The following is a 26,559-nucleotide window of genomic DNA, read 5'->3' on the forward strand; positions in this document are numbered from 1 at the left end:
TTACACAGCAATTTTGCGTTATTGGGTAAATCGAGATTGAGAAACATGAAAAAAACCACATTAGCAATGAGTGCACTGGCTCTGAGTTTAGGTTTAGCGCTGTCTCCTCTGACGGCTACTGCAGCTGAGACCGCGTCGTCGGCAGCAACCGCGCAGCAGATGCCAAGCCTGGCACCGATGCTCGAAAAGGTGATGCCATCGGTGGTAAGTATCAACGTTGAGGGCAGCACGACCGTCAACACGCCGCGTATGCCGCGTAACTTCCAGCAGTTCTTCGGTGACAACTCGCCATTCTGCCAGGACGGTTCGCCATTCCAGAGTTCTCCGTTCTGTCAGGGCGGTGGCGCAGGGGATGACAGCCAGGGCGGCAACGGCGGCGGCCAGCAGCAGAAATTTATGGCGCTGGGTTCTGGCGTAATCATTGATGCGGCCAAAGGCTACGTGGTGACGAACAACCACGTTGTGGATAACGCCAGTACCATTAAAGTTCAGCTGAGCGATGGGCGTAAATTTGACGCCAAAGTGGTGGGTAAAGATCCGCGCTCTGATATCGCGCTGATCCAAATTCAGGATCCTAAAAACCTGACGGCGATTAAGATTGCCGATTCTGACGCGCTGCGCGTCGGTGACTACACCGTGGCCATCGGCAACCCGTTCGGTCTGGGTGAAACCGTGACCTCGGGTATCGTCTCCGCGCTGGGTCGTAGCGGCCTGAACGCAGAGAACTATGAAAACTTTATCCAGACGGATGCAGCCATTAACCGTGGTAACTCCGGCGGTGCGCTGGTGAACCTGAACGGTGAACTGATTGGTATCAACACCGCGATCCTGGCCCCAGACGGTGGCAACATCGGTATCGGTTTTGCTATCCCAAGTAATATGGTGAAAAACCTGACCGCACAGATGGTGCAGTATGGCCAGGTAAAACGCGGCGAGCTGGGGATCCTGGGTACCGAACTGAACTCTGAACTGGCGAAAGCGATGAAAGTTGACGCCCAGCGCGGCGCGTTCGTCAGCCAGGTTATGCCGAACTCCTCTGCGGCGAAAGCGGGCATTAAAGCAGGTGATGTGATTACCTCCCTGAACGGTAAGCCTATCAGCAGCTTTGCCGCCCTGCGTGCCGAAGTGGGTTCCATGCCAATTGGCAGCAAAGTTACCCTCGGCCTGCTGCGTGATGGTAAGGCCGTTAATGTGACTCTGGAACTGCAGCAGAGCAGCCAGAATCAGGTTGATTCCAGCACTATCTTTAGCGGTATTGAAGGCGCTGAGATGAGCAACAAGGGCGCTGATAAAGGCGTGGTGGTCAACAATGTGAAGGCGAACAGCCCGGCTGCCCGTATCGGCCTGAAGAAAGGTGATGTCATCATGGGTGCGAACCAGCAGCCGGTGAAAAACATCGCTGAACTGCGCAAAATTCTCGACAGCAAACCTTCTGTGCTGGCGCTGAATATTCAGCGTGGTGACTCTTCCATTTACCTGCTGATGCAGTAATCCCCAAGCCCCTGCGTGTTCTACGCAGGGGCTTTTCTCGTTTCTGTGACCTTTCCCACAAGTCCATACTTCTCCCCCCTGACTTTGTGCATCCGCACAATGCGGTCGTAAAGGAACTCCCCTATGCTTGAGCTCTGCTCACGGGAGGGTTACATGGCTGGCTGGCATCTTGATACCAAAATGGCGCAGGATATCGTGGCGCGCACCATGCGCATCATCGATACCAATATCAACGTAATGGATGCCCGTGGGCGCATTATTGGTAGCGGCGATCGTGAGCGCATTGGGGAATTGCACGAAGGGGCGTTACTGGTGCTTTCTCAGGGCCGCGTGGTAGATATCGATGATGCGGTAGCAAAGCATCTTCATGGCGTTCGTCAGGGCATCAATTTACCGCTGCGTCTGGAAGGGGAGATTGTCGGGGTTATCGGTCTGACCGGCGAGCCTGAATCTCTGCGTAAGTACGGTGAACTGGTTTGTATGACGGCAGAGATGATGCTGGAACAATCGCGTCTGATGCACCTGTTGGCGCAGGACAGCCGTTTGCGTGAAGAACTGGTGATGAACCTGATTCAGGCCGAGGAACACACGCCCGCGCTGAGCGAATGGGCACAGCGTCTGGGCATCGATCTGAATCAGCCGCGCGTGGTGGCGGTGATTGAGGTGGACAGCGGGCAACTGGGCGTGGATAGCGCAATGGCCGAGCTGCAGCAATTGCAAAATGCGCTGGCGACGCCGGAGCGTAACAATCTGGTGGCGATTGTCTCTCTGACGGAAATGGTGGTGCTCAAACCCGCGCTCAACCCGTTTGGTCGCTGGGACGCCGAAGATCATCGTCGTCGTGTGGATCAGCTGATCGCGCGAATGAAAGAGAACGGCCAGCTTCGTTTTCGCGTCGCCCTCGGCAATTACTTTACCGGGCCAGGCAGTATCGCCCGTTCCTGGCGTACGGCGCGCACCACGATGATGGTGGGCAAGCAGCGCATGCCGGAAAGCCGCAGTTACTTCTATCAGGATCTCATGCTTCCGGTGCTCCTCGATAGCCTGCGTGGTGGCTGGCAGGCAAACGAGCTGGCGCGTCCGCTAGTGCGCCTGAAGGCTATGGACAACAACGGCCTGTTGCGTCGCACGTTACAGGCGTGGTTTCGCCACAACGTGCAGCCGCTGGCAACCTCAAAAGCGCTGTTCATACACCGTAACACGTTGGAGTATCGGCTTAATCGGATCTCAGAACTGACGGGGTTGGATTTGGGAAATTTCGACGACAGGCTACTGCTGTATGTGGCGCTGCAGCTGGACGAGCAGAGGTGAGGGTTCCACACGCTTTCTGAGGGAGAGGGCGCAAACGCTAAAAACGGCAATCAAAGATTGCCGTTTTGCTTTTATTTTCGCGTTAACTTCTCAAGATCCGCTTCTATCTCGCTGATCTTGTGGGTGACAACGCTTTCCAGATGACGCAGGTCATCAAGGATCTTACGTTTGAGATCGACTTCGGTGCGATCGCGCTGACAGATCTGATCGAGTTCATCGATCACATAGCGCAGGTTAGGGCTGATTTCCTGTACTTCTTTGTATCCCTGTCCTACACCGTCAGCAACGACGGTCTTACGCTGGCGTGGGTATTTAAACTTCACGCTCTTGGCGAAAAACTCTCCTTTGTCCTTGTGAAAATAGATTTTTAAAATGTCGTTATTAGCTTCCTGGCGAAGGCTGTAACGATCGATTTCATCAGGATTGGTAATGCCCAGACTTTTCAGATTATCGTACATAGCGGTACCCTTGATCTCAACATAACCTTTGAATAATTAACGAAAAAATCTATTTTCGCCACCCTCAGATACAAAAAAAGCGGGGTTGCCCCCGCTTTTTGTTATACCTGATTAATCGATGGTGCGCAGCAGTTCGTTGATACCGACTTTACCGCGGGTTTTCGCATCCACTTTCTTCACGATAACCGCACAGTAGAGGCTGTATTTGCCATCTTTAGACGGCAGGTTGCCAGAAACAACAACGGAACCGGCTGGCACGCGACCGTAATGGACTTCACCGGTTTCGCGATCGTAAATACGGGTGCTCTGGCCGATATAAACGCCCATAGAGATGACGGAGCCTTCTTCTACGATCACCCCTTCTACCACTTCAGAACGTGCGCCGATGAAGCAGTTGTCTTCGATGATGGTTGGGTTAGCCTGCAGCGGCTCCAGTACGCCGCCGATGCCGACGCCGCCTGAGAGGTGAACGTTTTTACCGATCTGCGCGCAAGAACCGACGGTTGCCCAGGTATCCACCATGGTGCCTTCGTCAACGTAAGCACCGATGTTCACGTAGGAAGGCATCAGAACGGTATTTCGCGCGATAAATGCGCCCTGGCGAACCGCTGCTGGTGGTACCACACGGAAGCCTTCTTTCTGGAAACGTGCTTCGTCGTAATCAGCGAATTTCATTGGCACTTTATCGAAGTAGCGGCTTTCTGCTCCGTCGATAACCTGGTTATCGTTAATACGGAAAGAGAGCAGCACGGCTTTCTTCAGCCATTGATGAGTGACCCACTGACCGTCGATTTTTTCTGCCACGCGCAGCGCGCCGGAATCCAGCAGGGAAATAACCTGGTTTACCGCTTCACGCGTCACGGTATCCACATTTGCCGGGGTGATCTCGGCGCGACGCTCAAAAGCGGACTCAATAACGTTCTGTAACTGCTGCATTGTTTACTCTTTCCATTTCACTAAAAAACACGTCACCCTTTATCGTTTGGATTGAGGGCTGCTGTCAACCGTTGTTGTACCTCAAGTTGCAGGTCATTATTAAGAGCACGCCGGTCGGCAGTCGCGATTATAAATAAATCTTCTACTCGTTCACCAATGGTTGTAATTCTGGCGCCATGAAGCGAAATTCCCAGATCGGCAAACACCTGGCCGACGCGGGCGAGCAGTCCGGGTTGGTCGAGCGCGATCAGCTCGAGGAACGATTTACGATCGGTATGGGTCGGCAGGAAATTGACCTCGGTATCGACGATAAAGTGGCGTAATTTCGACGGCTGACGGCGCGGCTGCGGTGGCTGCCAGCTGTGCTGAGTAATGGCCTGCTCCAGACCAAAACGTATCCCTTCATGCCTGTCCGACGACAGCGGGCTGCCGTCCGGCTCCAGCACGATAAAGGTGTCCATCGCCATACCGTCACGGGTGGTAAAAATCTGCGCGTCGTGGACGCTCAGGTTTCGACGGTCCAGCTCGGCGCAGACCGCGGCAAAGAGATACGGCCGGTCCGGGCTCCAGATGAAGATCTCCGTACCGCCGCGCGTCGCCTGCGGGCTGAGCAGGATCATCGGCTGAGACAAATCATGCTTGAGCAGATGACGTGCATGCCAGGCAAGCTGATTTGGGCTATGGCGTACGAAGTAGTTCGCGCGACAGCGTGCCCAAATCTGATGCAGCGCTTCTTCATCAATGTTATCCATCCGCAGTAGCGCCAGCGCCTGAAGCTGGTGATGGCGCACGCGTTCGCGCATGTCCGGCGTGTTTTGCATCCCGCGACGTAGCTGTTTTTCGGTGGCAAAATACAGCTCGCGCAGCAGGCTTTGCTTCCAGCTGTTCCAGAGCGTCTCGTTGGTGGCACAAATATCCGCCACTGTCAGACAGACCAGATAGCGCAGGCGGTTCTCCGTCTGGACCTCTTCGGCGAACTGCTTGATGACTTCGGGATCCTGTATATCACGGCGCTGCGCGGTGACCGACATCAGCAGGTGATGACGAACCAGCCAGGCCACGAGCTGCGTTTCCCGTGAGTTAAGACCGTGCAGCTCGGCAAATTTAAGCACGTCCTGCGCGCCCAGCACCGAGTGGTCACCGCCGCGACCTTTGGCGATGTCATGGAACAGGGCGGCAATCAGGATTAGCTCAGGATGGGCCAGGCGCGGCCAAAGTTCCACGCAGAGCGGATGGCGAGAGCGGGTCTCTTCTTTGGCGAAGCTTTCCAGCTTCAGCATCACGCGGATCGTGTGTTCATCCACGGTGTACGCGTGGAAAAGATCGAACTGCATCTGCCCAACGATATGCGACCATTGTGGCATATAGGCCCAGAGCACGCTGTGGCGGTGCATTGGCAGCAACCCGCGGCTAACGGCGCCCGGGTGGCGGAGCATGCTGAGAAACAGCGAGCGTGCTTCCGGGATATAGCACAGCGGTTGCCTCAAATGGCGACGCGCGTGGCGCAGATGACGCAGGGTGGTGGAGTAGATTCCGGTGATCGTGCTGTTGCGCACCATGGTGTAAAACATCCGCAGGATCGCTTCCGGCTCGCGGATAAACAGCGTGTCGTCACGCAGATCGATAAGCGTACCGCGCAGTTGGAATTCGTCATCAATCGGGCGCGGTTTTTCGTCGGCCGGCAGTGCCAGAATCGCCTCGTCGAACAGCTGCAGCAACATCTGGTTCAGTTCGGTGACGCGGCGGGTGACGCGGAAGAAATCCTTCATCATGTGCTCGACCGGCTCATTGCCTTCGCCGCGGTAGTTTAAGCGCTGGGCAACGCTGAGCTGGCGGTCGAACAGTAAGCGGTTATCGTAGCGCGTCACCTCCAGATGCAGGGCAAAGCGGATACGCCACAGCAGGTGCAGACATTCGTTTAGCTCGTTACGCTCGGCCTCGGTCAGGAAACCAAAGCCAACCATCTCATCCATTGAGGTGGCGCCAAAGTGGCGACGAGCTACCCACTGCAGCGTGTGGATATCGCGCAGGCCGCCAGGACTGCTTTTGATATCAGGTTCGAGATTGTAGCTGGTGCCGTGATAGCGCTGATGACGCTGGTTCTGCTCCTCGACCTTGGCGGCAAAGAACTTCTCGGAAGGCCAGAAGCCGTCGCTGAAAATGTGTTTTTGCAGCTCCAGGAACAGCGCGACGTCGCCAATCAGCAGACGGGTTTCAATCAGGTTGGTGGCGACGGTCAGGTCAGATAACCCTTCCAGCAGGCACTCTTCAAGCGTGCGCACGCTGTGGCCCACTTCCAGCTTCACATCCCAGAGTAACGTCAGCAGTTCGCCAATCTTCTGGGCCTGGTCGTCAGGCAGCTTCTTGCGGCTTAAGATCAGCAGGTCGATATCGGAAAGCGGATGAAGCTCACCGCGGCCGTAGCCTCCGACGGCGACCAGCGCAACGTCGCTAATTTGCCCAAATCCGTAGTCAATCCACAGGCGCTGCAGCAGCTGGTCGATAAATTCGGTACGCGCTTCAATGAGCTGCTCGGCTGAAATCCCCGCGTCAAACGCGCTGCCCAGCCAGCGTTGAAAAACGTCCATATGCGCCTTAATGTCGGCACACTTTAGCTCGTGCGGTGGCCAGACGCCCGGGTTGTCGGGCTGATCGGGGAGGGTGGGGAGGGCTGTGTTAGCATACTGTTCGGGTAAAAGATTACTCATCGCGTGCCACCCATAAGAAAAAGCTATCGCCATTAAAAAAGCCGGCATTTGCCGGCTTTTTATCACTCAATGTTCGTCAGTATCGCCGGGATGGTGTCATCCTTGCGCAACGTCATAATTTCGCAGCCGTTGTCTGTTACCACAATAGTATGCTCGTACTGCGCAGACAAGCTTCTGTCTTTGGTTTTCACCGTCCAGCCATCTTTCATGGTACGGATGCGGTAATCGCCAGAGTTAACCATAGGTTCGATTGTGAAGGTCATGCCTTTTTGCAGTACTACGCCGCCGTCATCCGCATCGTAATGAAGCACTTGAGGTTCTTCATGGAACACACGACCAATGCCGTGGCCGCAGTATTCGCGAACCACAGAGAAACCTTCCGCTTCGACGAATTTCTGAATTGCGGCACCGATAGTGCGCAGACGGATACCTGGTTTCACCATCTTCAGCGCCAGGTAAAGGCTCTCTTGCGTGACTTTGCACAGACGCTCGCCGAGGATCGTTGGCTTGCCCACGATGAACATCTTAGAGGTGTCACCGTGATATTCGTCTTTAATGACGGTGACGTCGATATTGACGATGTCGCCGTCTTTCAGCAGTTTCTCGTCATCCGGAATGCCGTGGCAAACCACTTCATTAATAGAGATGCAGACGGATTTCGGGAAGCCGTGGTAGCCGAGGCAGGCGGAAACCGCGTGCTGCTCATTAACAATATAGTCGTTACAGATGCGATCCAGTTCGCCAGTGCTGACGCCTGGTTTAACAAAGGGCTCGATCATTTCCAGCACTTCCGCGGCCAGACGACCGGCGACGCGCATCTTTTCAATTTCTTCAGGTGTCTTAATAGAGATAGCCATGTAATCTGTCCATCGGTGTCGATTTTTCGACAATACTTATTTACGTGTCATCAATGGTATCAGTCAGGCGCACCCCGTGCCAAATTGAGAATCATTAACGGCACACTCCGCCAACAACAGTTGGTTTCTGGTCGTGTTTTGTGGTATAAAGCGCGCCGGACTTCCGATCCATTTCATATGCACAGAATGGACGGAGGCGACAAATCTCACTTTGTGTAACAACACACACGTATCGGCACATATTCCGGGGTGCCCTTTGGGGTCGGTAATATGGGATACGTGGAGGCATAACCCCAACTTTTAATATAGAGGTTTTAAACATGGCAACTGTTTCCATGCGCGACATGCTCAAGGCTGGTGTTCACTTTGGTCACCAGACCCGTTACTGGAACCCGAAAATGAAGCCTTTCATCTTCGGCGCGCGTAACAAAGTTCACATCATCAACCTTGAGAAAACTGTACCAATGTTCAACGAAGCCCTGGCTGAGCTGAGCAAGATCTCTTCCCGTAAAGGTAAGATTCTGATGGTTGGTACTAAACGCGCTGCAAGCGAAGCTGTGAAAGAAGCTGCTAACAGCTGCGATCAGTTCTTCGTGAACCATCGCTGGTTGGGCGGCATGCTGACCAACTGGAAAACCGTTCGTCAGTCAATCAAACGCCTGAAAGATCTGGAAACTCAGTCTCAGGACGGTACTTTCGACAAGCTGACTAAGAAAGAAGCGCTGATGCGTACTCGTGAACTGGACAAGCTGGAAAACAGCCTGGGCGGTATCAAAGATATGGGCGGCCTGCCAGACGCGCTGTTCGTAATCGATGCAGACCACGAGCACATCGCAATCAAAGAAGCTAACAACCTGGGTATCCCGGTATTTGCTATCGTTGATACCAACTCCGATCCGGACGGTGTTGACTTCGTTATCCCGGGTAACGACGATGCAATCCGTGCTATCAGCCTGTACCTGGGTGCTGTAGCTGCTACCGTTCGTGAAGGCCGTTCCCAGGATCTGGCTTCTCAAGCGGAAGAAAGCTTCGTAGAAGCTGAATAATAAGGTTTTACCCCTTATTAGTACCGTGTATGAATAGGGGCCCATTACCGGCCCCTTTTTTCAATTTATACTGTTTGGCTCCCGGCCGGGCAGTTCACATCTCCCGAGGATTTAAGAATGGCTGAAATTACCGCATCCCTGGTAAAAGAGCTGCGCGAGCGTACTGGCGCAGGCATGATGGATTGCAAAAAAGCGCTGACTGAAGCGAACGGCGACATCGAGCTGGCAATCGAAAACATGCGTAAATCCGGTGCGATCAAAGCAGCTAAGAAAGCAGGCAACGTTGCTGCTGACGGCGTGATCATCACCAAAATCGACGGCAACTACGGCATCATTCTGGAAGTTAACTGCCAGACTGACTTCGTTGCTAAAGATGGCGGCTTCCAGGCATTTGCTAACAAAGTTCTGGACGCAGCTGTTGCGGGCAAAATCACTGACGTTGACGTTCTGAAAGCTCAGTTCGAAGAAGAACGTGTTGCACTGGTTGCTAAAATCGGTGAGAACATCAACATCCGTCGCGTTGCTTCCCTGGAAGGCGACGTTCTGGGTTCTTACCAGCACGGCGCACGTATCGGTGTTCTGGTTGCTGCTAAAGGCGCTGACGAAGAGCTGGTTAAACAGCTGGCAATGCACATCGCTGCAAGCAAGCCAGAATTCGTTAAGCCAGAAGACGTGTCTGCTGAAGTGGTAGAGAAAGAGTACCAGGTTCAGCTGGACATCGCGATGCAGTCTGGAAAGCCAAAAGAAATCGCAGAGAAAATGGTTGAAGGCCGCATGAAGAAATTCACCGGCGAAGTTTCTCTGACTGGCCAGCCTTTCGTCATGGATCCAAGCAAGTCTGTTGCTCAGCTGCTGAAAGAGCACAATGCTGACGTAACTGGCTTCATCCGCTTCGAAGTGGGCGAAGGCATCGAGAAAGTTGAGACTGACTTCGCAGCAGAAGTTGCTGCAATGTCCAAGCAGTCTTAATGATTGAAAAGGAGCCGCCTGAGGGCGGCTTCTTTTTATCACCCGTCATACAAAATCAGACAGGTTACTGTATCCCTGCGCTGGTTTGCGGCATAACATGTCGCCAGAATTAACCCCATCTTAATCGTTGACAGTCTCAGGAAAGAAACATGGCTACCAATGCAAAACCCGTGTACAAACGCATTCTGCTTAAGCTGAGTGGCGAAGCGCTGCAGGGAACGGAAGGCTTCGGTATTGACGCAAGCATCCTTGACCGTATGGCACAGGAAATCAAAGAACTTGTCGAACTGGGCATTCAGGTTGGCGTGGTCATTGGCGGTGGCAACCTTTTCCGTGGTGCTGGTCTGGCGAAAGCGGGGATGAACCGCGTTGTGGGCGACCACATGGGGATGCTGGCAACCGTAATGAATGGCCTGGCGATGCGTGATGCGCTTCATCGCGCCTATGTGAACGCCCGCCTGATGTCCGCTATTCCACTGAATGGCGTTTGCGATAACTACAGCTGGGCAGAAGCCATCAGCCTGCTGCGCAACAACCGCGTGGTGATCCTCTCCGCCGGTACGGGTAACCCGTTCTTTACTACCGATTCCGCAGCCTGCCTGCGCGGTATCGAAATCGAAGCCGATGTGGTTCTGAAAGCGACCAAAGTGGATGGCGTGTTTACTGCTGACCCGGCAAAAGATCCTGCTGCGACCATGTACGATCAGCTGTCCTATAATGAAGTGCTGGATAAAGAGCTGAAAGTGATGGATCTTGCCGCCTTCACGCTGGCTCGCGACCACAAACTGCCGATTCGTGTCTTCAACATGAACAAACCTGGCGCACTGCGTCGCGTTGTCATGGGCGAAAAAGAAGGCACTTTGATCACGGAATAATTTCCGTCGGCGATAAATAGAGGTAAGATTCCGCTTTATTTTGTAGTGGTATCTTACCCGGACGCGCCTTTGGCGTTGTCATGAATTAAACGCGACTATACTTAGCACATCTGTAGCGCTGTGCTGGCGGATAGTCTGCCTGAGACAAGTTTTCAAGGATCCGTAACGTGATTAACGACATCAGAAAAGATGCTGAAGTACGCATGGATAAATGCGTTGAAGCGTTCAAAAACCAAATCAGCAAAATCCGTACTGGCCGTGCCTCACCAAGCCTGCTGGATGGCATTATCGTAGAATACTACGGCACGCCAACTCCACTGCGTCAGCTTGCGAGCGTTACCGTAGAAGATACCCGTACGCTGAAAATCAACGTATTCGATCGTTCAATGAGCCCGGCAATTGAGAAAGCGATCATGGCATCTGACCTCGGTCTGAACCCAAGCTCTGCGGGTGCTGATATCCGTGTTCCACTGCCTGCACTGACTGAAGAGCGTCGTAAAGACCTGATCAAAGTAGTACGCGGTGAAGCTGAGCAGGGTCGTGTTTCCGTACGTAACGTACGCCGTGACGCGAACGATAAAGTAAAAGCTCTGCTGAAAGAAAAAGAGATCAGTGAAGATGATGACCGTCGTTCCCAGGATGATGTGCAGAAAATGACTGACGCAGCTATCAAGAAAATTGATGCGGCGCTGGCAGATAAAGAAGCGGAACTGATGCAGTTCTGATTTCTGTCGTACACTGATAAACGCCGCTCAGAGGGACTTAATGTCTTGCTGGCGGCGTTTTGCTTTTCTCTGGTCTAACTTTTCGGGCATCTCATGAAGCATTTAACTCTCCTTGGCTCAACCGGCTCTATCGGTTGCAGTACTCTCGACGTTGTACGCCATAATCCTGAACTCTATACCGTGACGGCGCTGGTGGCCGGTAAGAACGTGCAGCGAATGGTCGAGCAATGCCTGGAGTTTACGCCCCGCTATGCGGTGATGGATGACGAAGAGAGCGCCCGTCAGGTAAAAGCGTTGCTGCAGGAGAAGGGCAGTCACACTGAGGTGCTAAGCGGGCAACAGGCTGCCTGTGATATGGCCGCACTGGATGAGGTCAATCAGGTCATGGCTGCCATCGTCGGGGCGGCGGGACTTCTGCCGACGCTTGCGGCGATCGATGCGGGTAAAGATGTCCTGCTGGCGAACAAAGAGTCGCTCGTGACCTGTGGAAGGCTGTTCATGGAGGCGGTAAAGCAGCGTGGCGCACGCCTTTTGCCGGTCGATAGCGAACACAACGCGATTTTTCAGAGTTTACCGCAACCTTTTCAGCAGAACCTGGGGTACGCTGACCTGGAGCAGAATGGCATAGTGTCGATTCTGCTCACCGGGTCAGGTGGCCCGTTCCGTGAAACGCCACTGTCTGAACTGAGTGTAATGACGCCAGCTCAGGCGTGCCGGCATCCGAACTGGTCGATGGGACGTAAGATCTCCGTCGATTCAGCCACCATGATGAACAAAGGTCTGGAATACATTGAAGCTCGCTGGCTCTTTAATGCGTCGGCGAAACAGATGGAAGTGCTGATCCACCCGCAGTCTGTGATTCATTCAATGGTGCGCTATCAGGATGGCAGCGTGCTGGCACAGCTGGGTGAACCGGATATGCGTACGCCAATTGCGCACGCAATGGCGTGGCCAAATCGCGCGAAATCCGGGGTGAAACCGCTCGATTTTTGTAAGTTGAATTCACTGACGTTTAGCGAGCCAGATTATGACCGCTACCCGTGTTTGAAACTTGCAATGAATGCCTTTGACCAGGGGCAGGCGGCGACGACGGCACTCAATGCAGCCAATGAAGTTACCGTTGAGGCATTTCTGAATCAGCAAATCCGCTTTACCGATATTGCACCACTGAATTTATCGGTACTGGAGATGATGGATTTGCGTGAACCACAAAGCGTGGAAGAAGTGCTGGCGGTGGACGCGCAGGCTCGAATTGTCGCGCGTAAACAGGTGACACGTCTCGCAAGCTGGTGATAAAGCAAGCACTAGTGGTCGTGCTATTTGTTAGCGTTGGGCTTCAGTGATATAGTCTGCGCCACCTGATCGCAGGTATTTGACTTTATGTGGTCAGGTAAGCCGTGGTTCACACGGCTTTTTTACGTATAGGCTTCAGTATTCCTGAGTACCGTTAAATCCTTTTCAGGGACCAAAAACGCGTTATGTTGTCTGCGAATCAACCAATGAGCGAAAACTTGCCAGCGCATGGCTGTCGTCATGTAGCAATCATCATGGATGGCAACGGCCGCTGGGCGAAAAGACAAGGGAAGATACGAGCCTTTGGGCATAAAGCTGGGGCGAAATCTGTTCGCCGCGCCGTTTCTTTTGCCGCCAACAACGGCATTGATGCGTTAACGCTCTATGCTTTTAGCAGTGAAAACTGGAATCGACCTCCGCAGGAAGTGACTGCGTTGATGGAATTGTTTGTGTGGGCGCTCGACAGCGAAGTAAAAAGCCTGCACCGCCACAATGTCCGCTTGCGTATTATTGGCGAAACCAGTCGTTTTAACTCACGTTTGCAGGAACGGATTCGCAAAGCAGAAGCGCTGACTGAAAATAATACTGGTCTGACGCTGAACATCGCGGCGAATTACGGCGGGCGATGGGACATTATCCAGGGCGTTCGGCATCTGGCTGAACAGGTTCAGGAAGGGCTGTTGAGACCCGACCAGATTGATGAAGAGGCGCTGGGTCAGCAAATCTGCATGAATGAACTGGCACCTGTGGATTTGGTAATTAGGACAGGGGGAGAACATCGAATTAGTAACTTTTTGCTCTGGCAAATTGCCTATGCCGAACTTTACTTTACGGATGTTCTTTGGCCCGATTTTGATGAACAAGACTTTGAAGGTGCGCTGCATGCCTTTGCCAATCGAGAGCGTCGTTTCGGCGGCACCGAGCCTGGTGGCGACAAAGCCTGATGGGGGTAGCTTTTGCTGAAGTATCGCCTGATTTCCGCTTTTGTATTAATACCCATTGTCATTGCGGCGCTGTTTTTACTGCCCCCGGTGGGATTCGCTATTGTCACGCTGGTGGTCTGTATGCTGGCCGCGTGGGAGTGGGGACAATTTAGCGGTTTTACCTCACGAACACAGCGGGTATGGCTGGCGGTGCTCTGTGGCCTATTGTTGGCTCTGATGCTGTTTACCTTACCGGAATATCACCATGATATTCATCAACCGCTGGTTGCCGGCTCCCTGTGGGTTTCGCTGGTCTGGTGGGTTGCCGCCCTTGTGCTGGTTCTGTTTTATCCAGGATCCGCAGCCCTATGGCGCAATTCAAAAGTGTTGCGCCTTATTTTTGGCCTGCTCACAATTGTTCCTTTTTTCTGGGGTATGCTCGCGCTGCGCGCCTGGCACTATGATGAAAACCACTATAGCGGTGCGCTCTGGCTGCTTTATGTGATGATTCTCGTCTGGGGGGCTGACTCTGGGGCCTATATGTTTGGTAAACTGTTCGGCAAACATAAACTGGCACCGAAAGTTTCTCCGGGCAAAACCTGGCAAGGTTTCATCGGCGGCCTGTTTACTGCGGCGATCATCTCTTGGGGCTATGGCGTCTGGGCAGATCTCAATGTCGCACCGTCGATACTGCTGGTGTGCTCGATTTTTGCTGCACTGGCTTCGGTATTGGGTGATTTAACCGAAAGTATGTTCAAGCGTGAAGCAGGGATAAAGGACAGTGGTCATTTGATTCCAGGCCACGGCGGGATACTGGACCGTATTGACAGCCTGACGGCTGCAGTCCCAGTATTTGCATGTCTGCTTTTACTGGTATTCGGGACGATTTAACGGAAGGTTTTATGCTGAGCATTCTCTGGAATCTGGCGGCGTTCATTGTTGCACTGGGTGTACTGATTACCGTGCATGAATTTGGCCATTTCTGGGTTGCTCGCCGCTGCGGTGTACGCGTAGAGCGATTCTCCATCGGTTTTGGTAAATCGCTCTGGAAGCGAACTGACCGGCGCGGTACCGAATTCGTTATTGCCCTTATCCCGCTAGGGGGCTACGTTAAAATGCTCGACGAACGTGTCGAGCCTGTGGCCCCTGAGCTTCGACACAGCGCGTTCAACAACAAAACCGTTGGACAACGTGCTGCCATCATTGCTGCCGGACCGGTAGCCAATTTCATCTTTGCTATTTTCGCCTACTGGCTGGTGTTTATCATCGGCGTACCTGGCGTGCGTCCGGTCGTGGGTGAGATTGCCCCTGACTCTATCGCGGCGAGTGCGCAAATTACGTCAGGGATGGAACTTAAAGCGATTGATGGCATCGAAACCCCTGATTGGGATGCCGTGCGACTGCAGTTGGTCTCCAAAATCGGTGATAAGCAGACCACCATCAGCGTTTCACCGTTTGGTACTGACCAGCGGCAGGACAAAGTGCTGGATTTACGCCACTGGCGTTTCGAGCCTGACAAAGAAGATCCTGTATCCGCATTGGGTATTCGCCCGCGCAGCGCGCAGATAGAGCCGGTTTTAGCCGAAGTACAGGCAAACTCGGCAGCGAGCAAAGCAGGTTTGCAAGCGGGCGACAGGATCGTTAAAGTCGATGGTCAACCATTAACACAGTGGATGACCTTTGTTACTCTTGTGCGCGATAATCCGGGTACGTCGCTCGCGCTAGAAGTTGAAAGGCAGGGGAGTCCGCTTTCTCTGACGCTTACCCCGGATACCAAATCGGGCGGCAAAAAGGCAGAAGGGTTCGCTGGTGTAGTGCCGAAAGTGATCCCGCTGCCAGATGAGTACAAGACAATACGCCAGTATGGGCCGTTTAGCGCCATCCTTGAAGCCACGGATAAGACATGGCAATTGATGAAGCTAACGGTCAACATGTTGGGGAAATTGATAACCGGTGATGTGAAACTGAACAACCTCAGTGGGCCAATTTCGATAGCTCAGGGGGCTGGGATGTCAGCGGAATTCGGGGTGATTTACTATCTTATGTTTCTCGCGCTCATTAGCGTGAACCTTGGGATAATCAACCTGTTCCCGCTTCCCGTGCTAGACGGGGGTCATCTGCTGTTTTTGGCGATTGAAAAGCTAAAAGGCGGACCGGTATCCGAGCGAGTTCAAGACTTTAGTTATCGCATTGGCTCGATTTTGCTGGTGCTGTTAATGGGGCTTGCACTTTTCAATGATTTCTCTCGGTTGTAAGAGAGTTAGTTAGGAAGAACGCATAATAACGATGGCGATGAAAAAGTTGCTCATAGCGTCGCTGCTGTTTAGCAGCGCCACCGTATACGGTGCTGACGGGTTCGTAGTGAAAGATATTCATTTCGAAGGCCTTCAGCGTGTCGCCGTTGGTGCGGCCCTCCTCAGTATGCCAGTTCGCCCAGGCGATACGGTTAATGATGATGACATCAGTAACACCATCCGCGCCCTGTTTGCCACTGGCAACTTTGAGGACGTTCGCGTCCTGCGCGATGGTGATACGCTGCTGGTTCAGGTAAAAGAACGTCCAACGATCGCCAGTATCACTTTCTCCGGCAACAAATCGGTGAAAGATGACATGCTCAAGCAAAATCTTGAAGCATCCGGTGTTCGTGTGGGGGAATCTCTGGACCGCACAACCCTTTCAGACATTGAAAAAGGTCTGGAAGATTTCTATTACAGCGTCGGTAAGTACAGCGCCAGCGTGAAAGCGGTTGTTACTCCGCTGCCACGTAACCGTGTAGACCTGAAACTGGTCTTCCAGGAGGGTGTCTCTGCGAAGATCCAACAGATCAACATCGTAGGGAACCACGCGTTCAGCACTGACGAACTGATCTCAACCTTCCAGTTGCGCGACGAAGTGCCGTGGTGGAACGTGGTCGGCGATCGTAAATACCAGAAACAGAAGCTGGCAGGCGATCTTGAAACCCTGCGCAGTTACTATCTGGATCGCGGCTATGCTCGTTTCAACATCGATTCGACGCAGGTGAGTCTGACTCCTGACAAAAAAGGGATCTACATTACGGTAAACATCACTGAAGGCGATCAGTACAAGCTTTCTGGTGTTGAAGTGAGCGGGAATCTGGCAGGGCATTCTGCTGAAATCGAATCGCTGACCAAAATTCAGCCGGGCGATTTGTATAGCGGTTCTAAAGTAACCAAAATGGAAGACAGCATTAAGAAGCTGCTCGGCCGCTATGGTTATGCGTATCCGCGCGTACAAACTCAGCCAGAAATTAACGACGCTGATAAAACCGTTAAGCTTCACGTCAACGTTGATGCGGGTAACCGTTTCTACGTACGTAAGATCCGCTTCGAAGGTAACGACACCTCCAAAGACTCCGTCCTGCGTCGCGAAATGCGTCAAATGGAAGGGGCATGGTTAGGTAGCGATCTCGTTGACCAAGGTAAAGAGCGTCTGAACCGTCTCGGTTACTTTGAAACGGTTGATACCGACACCCAGCGTGTACCCGGCAGCCCGGATCAGGTTGATGTCGTTTATAAGGTCAAAGAGCGTAACACCGGTAGCTTCAACTTCGGTGTCGGTTACGGTACCGAAAGCGGCGTGAGCTTCCAGGTGGGCGTTCAGCAGGATAACTGGCTGGGTACGGGCTACTCCGTTGGTATCAACGGTACCAAAAACGACTACCAGACTTACTCTGAGTTTTCTGTCACCAACCCATACTTCACCGTTGACGGTGTGAGCCTGGGCGGTCGTATCTTCTATAACGACTTCAAAGCAGACGACGCAGACCTGTCTTCCTACACCAACAAGAGCTACGGTGTAGACGGTACGCTTGGCTTCCCGATTAACGAATACAACACCCTGCGTGCTGGTTTAGGTTATGTGCATAACGACCTGTCCAATATGCAACCGCAGGTGGCGATGTGGCGCTATCTGGACTCTATCGGCCAGTCAGCAAGCACCTCCAGCGATAACAACGGTTTCGCTGCGGATGACTTCACCTTTAACTACGGCTGGACGTATAACCGCCTCGACCGTGGTTACTTCCCAACGGAAGGTTCTCGCGTCAACCTGAACGGTAAAGTGACTGTTCCAGGCTCTGATAACGAGTTCTACAAGGTTACGCTGGATACAGCCTCTTACTTCCCGGTCGATGACGATCATAAATGGGTTGTTCTGGGTCGTACCCGTTGGGGCTATGGTGACGGCATCGGCAGTAAAGAATTACCGTTCTATGAGAACTTCTACGCGGGTGGCTCAAGTACCGTTCGTGGCTTCCAGTCCAATAACATTGGTCCGAAAGCGGTTTACTACGGTGGGAACGATAAGGACAACTGCGACAAGTCTTCATCTTCCGAAGTGTGTAGCTCTAACGATGCAGTAGGTGGTAACGCGATGGCGGTAGCCAGCCTTGAGTTCATCACGCCAACGCCGTTTATCAGTGATAAATATGCGAACTCAGTCCGTACGTCCTTCTTCTGGGATGCCGGTACTGTGTGGGATACCAACTGGCAGAATACTGCTCAGATGCGCGCGGCAGGCGTTCCTGACTACAGCGATCCGAGCAATATTCGCATGTCTGCCGGTATCGCATTACAATGGATGTCACCGCTGGGGCCGTTGGTCTTCTCTTACGCCCAGCCGTTTAAGAAATATGATGGAGATAAGTCGGAGCAATTCCAGTTTAACATTGGTAAAACATGGTAATAATCCGCAGCAATGGAATGCGTTAGCTGTGTAGCGCTGACAATTGGCGATCGGTAACACGATCGCCTTGCCACGCAAAGAACGGTACCTTCGGGTGCTAATGGGATGGTAAGGAGTTAATTGTGAAAAAGTGGTTATTAGCTGCAGGTCTCGGTTTAGCGATGGCAACTTCTGCTCAGGCAGCAGACAAAATTGCAATCGTCAACATGGGTAATTTGTTCCAGCAGGTTGCACAGAAAACAGGTGTTTCTGCGACTCTGGAAAACGAATTTAAAGGCCGTGCAAGCGAACTGCAGGGTATGGAAAACGATCTTCAGTCCAAAATGCAGCGTCTGCAGCGTGATGGTTCTACTATGAAAGCGAGCGACCGTAGCAAACTGGAAAAAGACGTAATGGCTCAGCGCCAGACGTTCTCCCAGAAAGCGCAGGCTTTCGAGCAGGATCGTCAGCGTCGTTCTAACGAAGAACGTGGCAAGCTGGTTACTCGCATTCAGTCTGCTGTTAAAGCAGTTGCTGCCGATCAGAGCATCGATCTGGTTGTTGATGCGAACGCCGTTGCTTACAACAGTAGCGATGTTAAAGACATCACCGCTGACGTTCTGAAACAGGTTAAATAAGTAATGCCTTCAATTCGACTGGCTGATTTAGCTCAGCAGTTGGATGCAGAATTACACGGTGATGGCGATATCGTCATCACCGCTGTTGCGTCCATGCAATCGGCTAAAGCTGGCACTATCACCTTCATGGTAAGCCCTAAGTACCGTGAACATCTGGCTCAATGCCAGGCGTCAGCCGTGGTTCTGACGCAGGACGATCTTCCGTTTGCCGCAGGTGCTGCACTGGTAGTGAAAAATCCCTACCTGACGTATGCGCGAATGGCCCAAATTCTTGATACTACGCCGCAGCCGGCGCAGAACATTGCTGCCAGTGCAGCAATCGATCCAACGGCGACGCTGGGCAACAACGTGGCAGTGGGTGCGAATGCCGTTATCGAGGCTGGCGTTGTTCTGGGCGATAACGTAGTCATTGGCCCGGGTTGCTTCGTAGGAAAACAGACAAAAATCGGTGCCGGGACCCGTTTATGGGCCAATGTCTCCGTGTACCATGAAGTTGAAATCGGTGAAAATTGCCTCATTCAATCCAGCACAGTGATTGGATCTGACGGCTTCGGCTACGCAAACGATCGTGGTAATTGGGTTAAGATCCCGCAGCTTGGTCGCGTAATTATCGGCGATCGTGTTGAGATCGGCGCCTGTACTACCATTGACCGCGGTGCGCTCGACGACACCATTATTGGTAATGGTGTTATCATCGATAACCAGTGTCAGATTGCACATAACGTTGTGATTGGCGACAATACCGCAGTTGCGGGCGGCGTTATCATGGCGGGCAGCCTGAAAATTGGCCGTTATTGCATGATTGGCGGCGCAAGCGTGATCAATGGTCATATGGAAATATGCGACAAGGTGACGGTGACAGGCATGGGCATGGTTATGCGTCCTATCACTGAGCCGGGCGTTTATTCCTCTGGCATTCCGCTGCAACCGAACAAGGTATGGCGTAAAACAGCTGCTCTGGTGATGAATATTGATGATATGAGCAAGCGACTCAAAGCGATTGAGCGCAAAATCGATCAACAAGACTAAGCGTTCATCCGTTTAACGCTAAATTTCTCGGCCTGTCGGCTTTTTTATAAACCGGCAGGCCGTGTTATTATTGCTACTTAGTACATTTGACAGGAAGAGTATTTTGACTACTGACACTCATACTCTGCATATTGAAGAGATTTTAGAACTTCTGCCGCACCGCTACCCGTTTTTACTGGTAGATCGTGTGCTGGATTTTGAAGAAGGTCGTTTTCTGCGCGCAGTGAAAAATGTTTCCGTTAACGAACCGTTCTTCCAGGGACATTTCCCTGGTAAGCCAATCTTCCCGGGTGTGTTGATCCTGGAAGCAATGGCACAGGCTACCGGTATTCTTGCGTTTAAAAGCGTAGGTAAACTGGAGCCGGGTGAACTCTATTACTTCGCGGGTATCGATGAAGCGCGCTTCAAGCGTCCGGTCGTGCCTGGTGATCAAATGATCATGGAAGTCACTTTTGAAAAAACGCGTCGCGGCCTGACTCGCTTCAAAGGCGTAGCTACGGTTGACGGCAAAGTTGTTTGCGAAGCGACTATGATGTGCGCGAGAAGCCGGGAGTCCTGATACGTGATTGATAAATCTGCCTTTATTCATCCTAGTGCTATTGTGGAAGTGGGTGCCATCATTGGTGCTAACGTTCACATTGGCCCATTTTGTATTGTTGGACCCCATGTCGAAATTGGTGAGGGTACAGTACTGAAGTCTCACGTTGTCGTGAATGGTCATACGACCATTGGCTGCAACAACGAGATCTATCAGTTCGCCTCCATCGGCGAAGTAAACCAGGATCTTAAGTATGCTGGTGAGTCGACCCGTTTGGAAATCGGCGATCGTAACCGTATTCGCGAAAGCGTCACCATTCATCGTGGAACAGTACAGGGTGGTGGGTTGACGAAGGTAGGCAGCGATAACCTGTTTATGGTTAATGCGCACATTGCGCACGACTGTACCGTGGGTGACCGCTGTATTCTTGCCAACAATGCAACGCTGGCAGGACACGTATCGGTTGATGATTTCGCAATCATTGGCGGCATGACCGCAGTCCATCAGTTCTGCATCATAGGTGCGCATGTGATGGTCGGCGGGTGCTCTGGTGTGGCGCAGGACGTCCCACCTTATGTGATTGCGCAGGGTAACCATGCCACGCCATTTGGCGTGAATATCGAAGGCCTTAAGCGTCGTGGCTTTAGCCGCGAAGCGATTACAGCCATCCGTAACGCGTACAAATTGTTGTACCGTAGCGGTAAAACGCTGGAAGAGGCGAAGCCGGAAATTGCCGAGCTGGCGAATAAGTACCCTGAAGTGAATGCGTTCATGGAGTTCTTTGAACGTTCCACGCGTGGTCTGATTCGTTAATGATCCACAGTCGTCCGCTTACGATTGCCCTGGTCGCCGGAGAAACCTCCGGCGATATTCTTGGTGCTGGTCTTATCCGCGCGCTTAAGGCTCGCGTACCTAATGCACGCTTTGTTGGCGTTGCAGGCCCGCTGATGCAGGCAGAAGGCTGTGAAGCTTGGTATGAAATGGAAGAGTTGGCCGTGATGGGCATCGTTGAGGTGCTGGGTCGCCTACGCCGCTTGCTGCATATTCGTGCCGATCTCACCCGCCGTTTTACCGACCTCAAACCCGATGTATTTGTCGGTATCGATGCGCCCGATTTCAACATTACCCTTGAAGGGAATCTGAAAAAGCAGGGCATTAAAACCATTCACTACGTCAGTCCGTCTGTGTGGGCGTGGCGACAGAAACGTGTTTTCAAAATCGGGCGGTCTACCAATCTGGTACTGGCTTTCCTGCCTTTCGAAAAAGCGTTTTACGACAAGTTTAATGTTCCGTGCCGTTTTATCGGTCATACCATGGCAGATGCGATGCCGCTGGATCCCGATAAAAATGCGGCCCGTGACGAACTGGGTATCCCACATGATGCTCACTGCCTGGCACTGCTGCCAGGAAGCCGTGGTGCAGAAGTTGAGATGCTGAGTGCTGATTTCCTGAAAACGGCGCAAATTCTCCGCCAGACTTATCCTGACCTTGAAGTGGTCGTGCCGCTGGTGAATGCCAAACGTCGCGAGCAGTTTGAACGTATCAAAGCTGAAATCGCGCCGGATCTTCATGTGCACCTGCTGGATGGGAAAGGCCGTGAAGCGATGATTGCGAGCGACGCCGCGCTGCTTGCCTCCGGCACGGCGGCGTTAGAATGTATGCTGGCGAAATGCCCAATGGTTGTAGGCTATCGTATGAAGCCTTTCACCTTCTGGCTCGCACAACGTTTGGTGAAAACAGCGTATGTTTCACTGCCCAACCTGCTTGCTGGCCGCGAGCTGGTGAAAGAGCTGTTGCAGGATGAGTGTCAACCGCAAGCATTGGCGGATGCACTGCTGCCGCTGTTGGCAAACGGTAAGACCAGCCATCAGATGCACGATACGTTCCGCGAACTGCATTTGCAGATCCGCTGTAACGCCGATGAGCAAGCGGCAGAAGCGGTGCTGGAGTTAGCGAAATAATGGAATTTATTTATCCCCACACCCACCTTGTGGCGGGTGTAGATGAAGTCGGGCGTGGTCCGTTAGTGGGGGCCGTGGTAACTGCAGCGGTGATCCTCGATCCCGCGCGTCCGATTGTCGGGTTGAATGACTCGAAGAAACTCTCCGAAAAGCGCCGACTGGCCTTGTTTGATGAGATCAAGGAAAAGGCGTTGGCCTGGAGCCTGGGCCGCGCAGAACCGCATGAAATCGACGACCTGAATATTTTGCATGCCACCATGCTGGCGATGCAGCGTGCGGTGGCGGGTCTGAAGATTGTCCCAGAGTATGTTCTGATTGATGGTAACCGCTGTCCGGCACTGCCAGTGCCATCGATGGCCGTTGTGAAAGGCGATAGCCGGGTACCTGAAATCAGTGCGGCTTCTATTATTGCCAAAGTGACTCGCGACGCCGAAATGGCCGCGCTGGACCTCACTTATCCCCTGTATGGTTTCGCCCAGCATAAGGGGTATCCAACCGCTTTCCATCTGGAAAAGCTGGCTGAACATGGCGCAACCGAACATCATCGGCGCAGTTTTGGCCCGGTGAAACGTGCGCTGGGACTGGTGTCCTGAATCAAGACGCAAGCAATTAAGTTACGCGGAATCTGAAGATGGCTGAACCACGTTTCGTACACCTGCGGGTGCATAGCGACTACTCCATGATCGATGGGCTGGCGAAGACCGGGCCGCTGGTAAAAAAGGCGGCTGCACTTGGCATGCCTGCACTGGCGATCACCGATTTTACCAACCTGTGTGGCCTGGTGAAGTTCTACGGAACGGCGCATGGCGCAGGGCTGAAACCCATCGTCGGTGCAGATTTTCATGTGCAGAGCGACTTACTTGGCGATGAATTAACGCAGATTTCCGTGTTAGCGATGAATAACACGGGTTATCAAAACCTCACTCTTCTTATCTCGAAGGCTTACCAGCGTGGTTATGGTGCGCTCGGCCCGTGGATCGACAGGGACTGGCTGGCGGAGCTGAATGAAGGGCTGCTGCTTGTTTCCGGAGGCCGTTTGGGCGATGTGGGCAAAAGCCTGCTGCGCGGCAACAGCGCACTGGTGGAGCAATGTGTTTCCTTCTACGAAGAGCATTTCCCGGATCGCTACTATCTGGAGCTGATCCGCACCGGCCGGGCAGATGAAGAAAACTATCTGCATGCGGCGGTAGCGTTGGCTGATGAGCGTGGGCTGCCCGTTGTCGCGACCAACGATGTGCGTTTTCTTGAGTCCGGTGACTTTGACGCCCACGAAATCCGTGTCGCTATCCATGACGGCTTCACCCTCGACGATCCGAAACGTCCACGTAACTACTCCTCGCAGCAGTACATGCGCAGCGAAGAAGAGATGTGCGAGCTCTTTTCCGATATCCCGGAAGCGCTGGAAAACAGCGTCGAGATTGCTAAGCGCTGCAACGTCACGGTACGTCTGGGTGAATATTTCCTGCCGCAATTTCCGACGGGTGACATGACCACCGAAGATTTTCTGGTGGTGAAATCAAAGGAAGGTCTGGAAGAGCGTCTGGAATTCCTGTTCCCGGATGAAGCGGTACGCAAAGAGAAACGTCCGCCTTACGATGAGCGTCTGGATATTGAACTCCAGGTGATCAACCAGATGGGCTTCCCTGGCTACTTCCTGATCGTGATGGAATTTATCCAGTGGTCGAAAGACAACGGCGTGCCGGTAGGCCCGGGGCGTGGTTCCGGAGCGGGCTCCCTGGTGGCTTACGCGCTCAAAATTACCGATCTCGACCCGCTGGAATTTGACCTGCTGTTCGAACGCTTCCTTAACCCGGAACGTGTCTCTATGCCCGACTTTGACGTCGACTTCTGCATGGAAAAACGCGACCAGGTTATTGAGCACGTGGCAGACATGTACGGTCGTGACGCGGTATCGCAGATTATTACCTTCGGTACGATGGCGGCGAAAGCGGTTATCCGCGATGTGGGTCGTGTGCTGGGGCATCCGTACGGTTTTGTCGATCGCATCTCTAAGCTGGTGCCGCCTGATCCAGGCATGACGCTGGCAAAAGCGTTTGAAGCCGAGCCGCAGCTGCCTGAAATCTACGAAGCCGACGAAGAAGTCAAAGCGCTGATCGACATGGCGCGCAAGCTGGAAGGCGTCACGCGTAACGCCGGTAAACATGCGGGTGGCGTGGTTATCGCTCCAACCAAAATTACCGACTTTGCCCCGCTGTACTGTGATGAAGCTGGCCAGCACCCGGTTACCCAGTTTGATAAAAACGACGTGGAATACGCCGGGCTGGTGAAGTTCGACTTCCTTGGCCTGCGTACATTGACGATCATCGACTGGGCGCTAAAGATGATCAACCCGCGCCGCGAAAAGCAAGGTCTTGAGCCAATAGACATTGCCGCTATCCCGCTGGATGACAAGAAAAGTTTCGACATGCTGCAGCGCTCGGAGACCACCGCCGTCTTCCAGCTTGAATCCCGCGGCATGAAAGACCTGATTAAACGTCTGCAGCCAGACTGCTTCGAAGATATGATCGCGCTGGTGGCCCTGTTCCGTCCGGGACCGCTGCAGTCGGGGATGGTTGATAACTTTATCGACCGTAAGCACGGTCGCGAAGAGATTTCCTACCCGGACGTTCAATGGCAACACGAATGCCTGAAACCTGTACTGGAGCCAACCTACGGCATTATCCTGTACCAGGAGCAGGTTATGCAGATTGCTCAGGTGCTCTCTGGCTATACCCTTGGCGGTGCGGACATGCTGCGCCGTGCGATGGGTAAGAAAAAGCCGGAAGAGATGGCTAAGCAGCGTGGCACCTTTGAAGAAGGCGCGAGAAAAAACGGTATTGATGGCGAACTGGCGATCAAAATCTTTGACCTCGTAGAGAAATTTGCGGGTTACGGATTTAACAAATCTCACTCCGCCGCCTATGCTTTGGTCTCATATCAGACGCTGTGGCTGAAGGCACACTACCCGGCCGAATTTATGGCAGCGGTAATGACTGCTGATATGGATAACACCGAAAAGGTGGTTGGCCTGGTGGATGAGTGCTGGCGTATGGGGCTGAAGATCCTGCCACCAGACATTAATTCAGGTCTGTATCATTTCCATGTGAATGAACATGGGGAAATTGTTTACGGGATCGGCGCGATCAAAGGCGTGGGTGAGGGGCCGATTGAGGCGATCCTCGAAGCGCGAAACAACGGCGGTTACTTCCGCGAGCTGTTCGATCTTTGTGCCCGTACCGATACCAAAAAACTGAACCGCCGCGTGCTTGAAAAGCTGATCATGTCTGGCGCGTTCGACAGGTTGGGGCCGCATCGTGCCGCGCTGATGAATTCTCTCGGCGACGCGTTAAAAGCGGCAGACCAGCACGCGAAAGCGGAAGCCATTGGTCAGGCTGATATGTTTGGCGTACTGGCGGAAGAGCCTGAGCAGATCGAGCAGTCATACGCCAACTGTCAACCGTGGCCAGAGCAGGTGGTGCTGGATGGAGAGCGTGAGACGTTAGGTTTGTACCTGACGGGGCACCCGATCAACCAGTATATTAAAGAAATTGAGCGCTATGTCGGAGGCAACAGGCTAAAAGACATGCATCCGACAGATCGTGGTAAAATCACCACGGCTGCGGGGCTCGTGATTGCTGCAAGGGTAATGGTCACCAAGCGCGGCAATCGTATCGGCATCTGTACGCTGGATGACCGTTCCGGGCGTCTGGAGGTGATGTTGTTCACCGACGCGCTGGATAAATACCAGCATTTGCTGGAAAAAGACCGCATACTTATCGTCAGCGGACAGGTCAGCTTTGATGACTTCAGCGGGGGGCTTAAAATGACCGCCCGCGAAGTGATGGACATTGACGAAGCCCGGGAAAAATATGCTCGCGGGCTTGCTATCTCGCTGACGGACAGGCAAATTGATGACCAGCTTTTAAACCGACTCCGTCAGTCTCTGGAACCCCACCGCTCGGGGACCATTCCAGTACATCTCTACTATCAGAGGGCGGATGCACGTGCGCGGTTGCGCTTTGGTGCAACGTGGCGTGTCTCTCCGAGCGATCGTTTACTAAACGATCTCCGTGGCCTTATTGGTTCGGAGCAGGTGGAACTGGAGTTTGACTAATACA

The 26,559-nt window shown here is 53.0% G+C and carries 22 protein-coding genes; 18 read left to right on the forward strand and 4 right to left on the reverse strand.

Features of this window, described 5'->3' with window-relative positions; all coding sequences use genetic code 11:
• The first annotated feature begins 45 nt into the window (after positions 1 to 45).
• Positions 46 to 1,491, forward strand: a complete 1,446-nt coding sequence (gene degP / locus V5P19_RS13625) for a serine endoprotease DegP (protein ID WP_334404085.1) — start codon at positions 46 to 48, stop codon at positions 1,489 to 1,491.
• A gap of 153 nt (positions 1,492 to 1,644) precedes the next feature.
• Positions 1,645 to 2,802 (forward strand): DNA-binding transcriptional regulator CdaR, encoded by a 1,158-nt coding sequence (cdaR, locus tag V5P19_RS13630; RefSeq protein WP_334404087.1) that lies wholly within the window; start codon positions 1,645 to 1,647, stop codon positions 2,800 to 2,802.
• A gap of 71 nt (positions 2,803 to 2,873) precedes the next feature.
• Here the strand turns inward: cdaR and V5P19_RS13635 are convergent, their stop codons facing one another.
• The 4 genes from V5P19_RS13635 to map form a co-directional block, all read right to left on the reverse strand.
• Complete coding sequence (locus tag V5P19_RS13635; protein WP_064324896.1) at positions 2,874 to 3,260, reverse strand: DUF3461 family protein; 387 nt, start codon at positions 3,258 to 3,260, stop codon at positions 2,874 to 2,876.
• A 111-nt stretch (positions 3,261 to 3,371) separates the two neighbouring features.
• Complete coding sequence (dapD, locus tag V5P19_RS13640; protein WP_008501915.1) at positions 3,372 to 4,196, reverse strand: 2,3,4,5-tetrahydropyridine-2,6-dicarboxylate N-succinyltransferase; 825 nt, start codon at positions 4,194 to 4,196, stop codon at positions 3,372 to 3,374.
• A 32-nt stretch (positions 4,197 to 4,228) separates the two neighbouring features.
• On the reverse strand, positions 4,229 to 6,904 hold the full coding sequence (gene glnD / locus V5P19_RS13645; protein WP_334404091.1) for a bifunctional uridylyltransferase/uridylyl-removing protein GlnD: 2,676 nt from the start codon (positions 6,902 to 6,904) through the stop codon (positions 4,229 to 4,231).
• Between the two features lie 62 nt (positions 6,905 to 6,966).
• Entirely contained in the window at positions 6,967 to 7,761 is a 795-nt protein-coding gene (map, locus tag V5P19_RS13650) for a type I methionyl aminopeptidase (protein ID WP_234675565.1), read from the reverse strand.
• A gap of 320 nt (positions 7,762 to 8,081) precedes the next feature.
• On the opposite strand from map, the gene rpsB reads away from it, so the two are divergent.
• The 16 genes from rpsB (at position 8,082) to dnaE (ending at position 26,555) form a co-directional block, all read left to right on the forward strand.
• Positions 8,082 to 8,807: a 30S ribosomal protein S2 gene (gene rpsB, locus V5P19_RS13655; RefSeq protein ID WP_334404094.1), complete on the forward strand. Its 726-nt coding sequence runs from the start codon at positions 8,082 to 8,084 to the stop codon at positions 8,805 to 8,807.
• Positions 8,808 to 8,924: 117 nt separating this feature from the next.
• The gene (gene tsf, locus V5P19_RS13660; RefSeq protein WP_334404095.1) at positions 8,925 to 9,776 is read left to right on the forward strand and encodes a translation elongation factor Ts; all 852 of its coding nucleotides are present in this window, start codon (positions 8,925 to 8,927) and stop codon (positions 9,774 to 9,776) included.
• Positions 9,777 to 9,925: 149 nt separating this feature from the next.
• Positions 9,926 to 10,651 (forward strand): UMP kinase, encoded by a 726-nt coding sequence (gene pyrH, locus V5P19_RS13665; RefSeq protein WP_334404097.1) that lies wholly within the window; start codon positions 9,926 to 9,928, stop codon positions 10,649 to 10,651.
• Positions 10,652 to 10,818: 167 nt separating this feature from the next.
• Positions 10,819 to 11,376, forward strand: coding sequence for a ribosome recycling factor (gene frr, locus V5P19_RS13670; protein ID WP_006173607.1), 558 nt, complete (start codon positions 10,819 to 10,821; stop codon positions 11,374 to 11,376).
• A gap of 93 nt (positions 11,377 to 11,469) precedes the next feature.
• Complete coding sequence (gene ispC / locus V5P19_RS13675; protein ID WP_334404100.1) at positions 11,470 to 12,669, forward strand: 1-deoxy-D-xylulose-5-phosphate reductoisomerase; 1,200 nt, start codon at positions 11,470 to 11,472, stop codon at positions 12,667 to 12,669.
• A gap of 185 nt (positions 12,670 to 12,854) precedes the next feature.
• On the forward strand, positions 12,855 to 13,613 hold the full coding sequence (gene ispU / locus V5P19_RS13680) for a (2E,6E)-farnesyl-diphosphate-specific ditrans,polycis-undecaprenyl-diphosphate synthase (protein WP_334404102.1): 759 nt from the start codon (positions 12,855 to 12,857) through the stop codon (positions 13,611 to 13,613).
• Positions 13,614 to 13,625: 12 nt separating this feature from the next.
• Positions 13,626 to 14,483, forward strand: a complete 858-nt coding sequence (cdsA, locus tag V5P19_RS13685; RefSeq protein WP_334404104.1) for a phosphatidate cytidylyltransferase — start codon at positions 13,626 to 13,628, stop codon at positions 14,481 to 14,483.
• A gap of 11 nt (positions 14,484 to 14,494) precedes the next feature.
• On the forward strand, positions 14,495 to 15,847 hold the full coding sequence (rseP, locus tag V5P19_RS13690) for a sigma E protease regulator RseP (RefSeq protein WP_334404106.1): 1,353 nt from the start codon (positions 14,495 to 14,497) through the stop codon (positions 15,845 to 15,847).
• Positions 15,848 to 15,878: 31 nt separating this feature from the next.
• Positions 15,879 to 18,296, forward strand: coding sequence for an outer membrane protein assembly factor BamA (gene bamA / locus V5P19_RS13695; RefSeq protein ID WP_334404109.1), 2,418 nt, complete (start codon positions 15,879 to 15,881; stop codon positions 18,294 to 18,296).
• 122 nt (positions 18,297 to 18,418) lie between these two features.
• Positions 18,419 to 18,913 carry a molecular chaperone Skp gene (gene skp, locus V5P19_RS13700; protein ID WP_334404111.1) on the forward strand — a complete coding sequence of 165 codons (495 nt, stop codon included), beginning with the start codon at positions 18,419 to 18,421 and terminating at the stop codon, positions 18,911 to 18,913.
• A gap of 3 nt (positions 18,914 to 18,916) precedes the next feature.
• A complete protein-coding gene (lpxD, locus tag V5P19_RS13705) occupies positions 18,917 to 19,942 on the forward strand; it encodes a UDP-3-O-(3-hydroxymyristoyl)glucosamine N-acyltransferase (protein ID WP_334404113.1) in 1,026 nt (341 codons plus the stop codon).
• A 103-nt stretch (positions 19,943 to 20,045) separates the two neighbouring features.
• Complete coding sequence (gene fabZ, locus V5P19_RS13710; RefSeq protein ID WP_334404115.1) at positions 20,046 to 20,501, forward strand: 3-hydroxyacyl-ACP dehydratase FabZ; 456 nt, start codon at positions 20,046 to 20,048, stop codon at positions 20,499 to 20,501.
• A gap of 3 nt (positions 20,502 to 20,504) precedes the next feature.
• Positions 20,505 to 21,293 (forward strand): acyl-ACP--UDP-N-acetylglucosamine O-acyltransferase, encoded by a 789-nt coding sequence (gene lpxA, locus V5P19_RS13715; RefSeq protein ID WP_334404117.1) that lies wholly within the window; start codon positions 20,505 to 20,507, stop codon positions 21,291 to 21,293.
• Positions 21,293 to 22,441 carry a lipid-A-disaccharide synthase gene (gene lpxB / locus V5P19_RS13720; protein WP_334404119.1) on the forward strand — a complete coding sequence of 383 codons (1,149 nt, stop codon included), beginning with the start codon at positions 21,293 to 21,295 and terminating at the stop codon, positions 22,439 to 22,441. The genes lpxA and lpxB overlap by 1 nt, the downstream gene beginning before the upstream one ends.
• Positions 22,438 to 23,034: a ribonuclease HII gene (rnhB, locus tag V5P19_RS13725; RefSeq protein WP_334404177.1), complete on the forward strand. Its 597-nt coding sequence runs from the start codon at positions 22,438 to 22,440 to the stop codon at positions 23,032 to 23,034. The genes lpxB and rnhB overlap by 4 nt, the downstream gene beginning before the upstream one ends.
• Positions 23,035 to 23,072: 38 nt before the next feature.
• Entirely contained in the window at positions 23,073 to 26,555 is a 3,483-nt protein-coding gene (dnaE, locus tag V5P19_RS13730) for a DNA polymerase III subunit alpha (protein ID WP_334404122.1), read from the forward strand.
• Positions 26,556 to 26,559 lie beyond the last annotated feature (4 nt).

Source organism: Enterobacter sp. UNJFSC 003, assembly GCF_036903355.1.
Classification (GTDB): Bacteria; Pseudomonadota; Gammaproteobacteria; order Enterobacterales; family Enterobacteriaceae; genus Enterobacter.